This window comes from Mesorhizobium delmotii (assembly GCF_900149755.1).
Classification (GTDB): domain Bacteria; phylum Pseudomonadota; class Alphaproteobacteria; order Rhizobiales; family Rhizobiaceae; genus Mesorhizobium; species Mesorhizobium delmotii.
Window position 1 is genome coordinate 1 of sequence record NZ_FUIG01000015.1, and the last position, 251, is coordinate 251.

Sequence of the window (251 nt, forward strand, 5' to 3'; positions counted from 1 at the left end):
GCTTCGTATCGCTAAGGCAGCGGGTAAGGCGATAGCGGAGAAGGGCATTTCCGCAGTTACAATGATCGACATCGCCAACGCCGCTGGCGTAACGACGGGAATGATTACCCATTACTACGAAGGCAAGGCGGACATTATCGCAGCTGCCTTGCGCATCCCTTTTCTTAACATGGAACGCAAGATCGCACATCTGCTGGAACAAGGGGAAACAGATCTTGCTATCCTGCTTGACGCGGCGATACCAGCGTCGA

1 protein-coding gene is annotated in these 251 nt (G+C 53.8%); it reads left to right on the forward strand.

The window, feature by feature from the left end; translation table 11 throughout:
• Window positions 1–61 precede the first annotated feature (61 nt).
• Window positions 62–251: TetR family transcriptional regulator (locus BQ8482_RS38625; protein WP_244602719.1), on the forward strand; the 190-nt coding region annotated here is incomplete at its 3' end.